We start from the raw sequence: 3,394 nt of genomic DNA on the forward strand, positions 1-3,394 counted from the left end.
CGGGGTTTGTTTATTCTAATTTACGAATTATATCGCTGATTTACAAGTATTTGTGTACATCTGAAAGTACCTATTTAAATTAACAATGTATGAACGATGAACACGTTGAAAATAATTTGGTAATTTAACTTCTAAATCTTTCATAGTCATTAAAGTCAAAATTTTTCTGTCTTTGATAAATATAGAAATGTAATTAGCTTCAGATTTAAAATATAACACTTCCTCTAAATCAATTTTGACCAATTTATTCCCGTCTTTAACAAATAACCTGTCCTCCTTATTTTGGTGATTTGAAATGAAACTTTTAACCTTTTGAAATCCTTTGAAAAACCTAGGGAAGTTAATTGGTTTCACTAAAAAGTCAACAATTTGATTATAATTGTAGGATTCGAGCGCGAAGCTTTTATTAGAAGTAATCATTATAACTGCAGCGTTTTTATCTACAATTTTCAAAATGTCTTCCCCAGTTATATCTGGCAAATTGTAGTCTAATAAAACAATATCAAAATGGGTTCTGCTTAATATGTTTATTGATTCAAACCCAGAAGTTGTAGTTACCACACTAGTAATATCATCAATCTTACTACAAAAATGCTCTAGTAAGTCACACATTAAAGGATCATCATCTATTATAAGACAGGTCATAGTTTCATCAAGCAAATTATATATTTCATCAAGCAATATAGCTAATCGGTACAATAAAAAAACCTAATGAAGAACAAAAAGTTATTATTGGGGTATAAAGTATGTTAGCGGATAAACATTTTATAATCATTTATTGTTCATTAGTTAACACGCAAATCGCAAATTTACATAAATCAGATTATGACACGTTTAATTTCCAGTATAAATAAAAATAGATTATTAGCTATTAGCATTGGTATCATTTATTTATGGTTTGGAACGCTCAAGTTTTTCCCAGAATTGAGCCCTGCCGATGCACTTGCTAAACAAACTATTTCATTTTTAACAATAGGGGTGCTTCCAGAAATGATTAGCATTTTAATCCTTGCAATTATAGAAGTTACTATTGGTTTATGTTTAATATTTAATTTTCATCTAAAAAAGGTTATTACTGTTGCTATATTCCATTTATTACTTACGTTCATACCTGTATTGGTTTTTCCAGAAACTTCGTTTTCTAAATCGCCTTTTGTTCTAACTTTAGTTGGACAATATATTTTAAAAAACATTGTAATTATCAGCGCCTTATTTTTAATTTATCCATTGAAAAACTATAAAGTAGATGCCTAATGAAAACTATACAAGTAATTACGCGAAAGGTTGTCGGTTTTAAATAAAATTATTTAGACTAATGAATCGCAACTGACCCTTAGATGGGGTAAGTAATAAACCAAGAACAAATTAAATCAATTATATAACCAACTTTCTAATAAAAACTGATACAATAATTTACATGAAGAATAAAAGTATATTTATAGCAGTAGTATTTGGTGTTTTATTTTTATTAAGCTTTCAAGTCATAAATAATAAACTTCATTTATTACAATCTCCAGGAGCAGTCATTGAAGATTATGTCGAGCCCGATTACGAACTAGGAGCTGGTCATATAGATTCATTAATTCCCTACCCGAGTCTTAAAAAAGGAGAGCGTACACCTTTTGATTTATGGCGTTATGGAGGCAAAGGGAAAAGTTCATTTACTACGCCAGAACTACCAATGTCTTGGGAAGAATGGGTGAAGTTTCATAAAAAACAAAAGCCTGAATTGATGGTAGATGTAAAAAAGTACATGAATTCTCGATTTGACTTTAATGGTAAAACACATGAAGACAAATTAATGTCTGGCGGAAGGAAGCCTATAATGAAGGGGCCAATAGCTAGGCTACCTAAAGCTATAAAATCTTATGAGGCATTAGATAATTATTCAGCATATGAAATAAAAAACAAAGACTTATTTCCATATAAGCCATTAGCTCATCCACTACATTCAACAGCGCATATGCTTTTTCCTGATAGTTGGAATAAAGCACATCCTGAACATGAACGAATCGATGTGGATCATGATTTTCCTGATGAATATTTACCAGAATTTCCACCAGCAATGTTTTTATCCAATCATAAGGAACTTGGTGATGTAACTAAAGGTAGAGAAATAACATTAGCTAATTACTTTGAGATTTTTAATGGGTTGCTTACACCCGAACAAATGGAGGGGCTTAATGAGTTTTTAACCCCTACTCCAACTACATGGTTTAACCATACACAACATCGAGTTACACTAGAGCCCAGTGCTGGAGTATCTTGTTTTTCTTGTCATGTGAATGGGCATACGAATGGCGCTATAGAATTAGGGCCAGATAGCAGACCAAATCTAGCAAGATTAAGAGTTGACACCCCAACTATGAGAGGTAATTTTAATGCTATGCAGCTAGCTTCAAAACGATCTATCCGGAGCATGGATCATTTTGCTGAAGTTGAAGAATATTTTGATGGAGACCCTGGTATGCAACAGCATATTGGGCAAAGAGGCTTACAAAGATCCATTACAAATAGAATGGGTGATTTTAATGCTATGCTAGATTATCCTCCAGCACCTAAATTAGACGCAATGGGAAATTTAATACCTAGTAAGTCTACCAGTAAAGAATTATTTGGTGAAAAATTATTTAAGGGAAAAGCAAAATGTGCCGCTTGTCATTATGGTCCTGCATTTGCTGATGATTATTTACATGATTTAAAAGTAGAACGTTTTTATAAAGGAAGACCAGAAGGTCCTATAAAAACATTTGCCTTAAGAGGGATTAAAGATTCTCCTCCATATCTACATGATGGAAGGTTACCAACTTTAGATGATGCTACAGAGTTTTTTAATTTGATTTTTGAATTAAAATTAACTAAAGAAGAAAAAGAAGCCATTACAGCATATATGATATGTTTGTAGTATATTAATATTAAATATCAATAGCGTCCTAAACGATTAAAAAAGAGAAAGGGAAATTTGTTCCGCAAAGTTACCTTTGTGGTGCAACACAAAAAACACCTTTCTCCGATGCTAAATATAACGTTGTTTTCCCAAATAATCTCAAAATTGGATAAGTCAAAATTCAAGAAACTGGTAAAGTCTCACCATAGTGATAAGCACCAAAAAGGATTTGATAGTTGGTCCCACTTGGTTTCAATGCTGTTCTGTCAATTTTCAAAAAGTCAATCTGTTCGTGATATTAGTAATGGGCTACGTTCTGCAACAGGTAACCTGAACCATATGGGCATGCTCAAGGCGCCTTCAAAATCCACGGTAAGTTATCAGAACAAAAACCGAAGTTGGGAACTCTTCAGGGATTATTATTACATCCTGTTGGAAAATCTAGGGCAGCAAGCCCATATGAAACGGACCAAGTTCAGGATAAAACCAAAAATATTCCTGTTGGAT

The 3,394-nt window shown here is 32.4% G+C and carries 4 protein-coding genes; 3 read left to right on the forward strand and 1 reads right to left on the reverse strand.

The window, feature by feature from the left end:
• Positions 1-27: 27 nt before the first annotated feature.
• A complete protein-coding gene (locus tag ABD935_RS10905; RefSeq protein WP_345192068.1) occupies positions 28-645 on the reverse strand; it encodes a LytR/AlgR family response regulator transcription factor in 618 nt (205 codons plus the stop codon).
• A 180-nt stretch (positions 646-825) separates the two neighbouring features.
• Here ABD935_RS10905 and ABD935_RS10910 point away from each other — a divergent pair, with 180 nt between their 5' ends.
• The 3 genes from ABD935_RS10910 to ABD935_RS10920 all read left to right on the forward strand — a co-directional run.
• Complete coding sequence (locus tag ABD935_RS10910) at positions 826-1,254, forward strand: doxx family protein (RefSeq protein ID WP_345192069.1); 429 nt, start codon at positions 826-828, stop codon at positions 1,252-1,254.
• Positions 1,255-1,417: 163 nt separating this feature from the next.
• Complete coding sequence (locus ABD935_RS10915; protein WP_345192070.1) at positions 1,418-2,905, forward strand: cytochrome C; 1,488 nt, start codon at positions 1,418-1,420, stop codon at positions 2,903-2,905.
• A 108-nt stretch (positions 2,906-3,013) separates the two neighbouring features.
• Positions 3,014-3,394 (forward strand): DUF4372 domain-containing protein (locus ABD935_RS10920; protein ID WP_345192071.1); only part of this gene is annotated, 381 nt, incomplete at its 3' end.

The organism is Algibacter agarivorans, assembly GCF_039543245.1.
GTDB lineage: Bacteria > Bacteroidota > Bacteroidia > Flavobacteriales > Flavobacteriaceae > Algibacter_G > Algibacter_G agarivorans.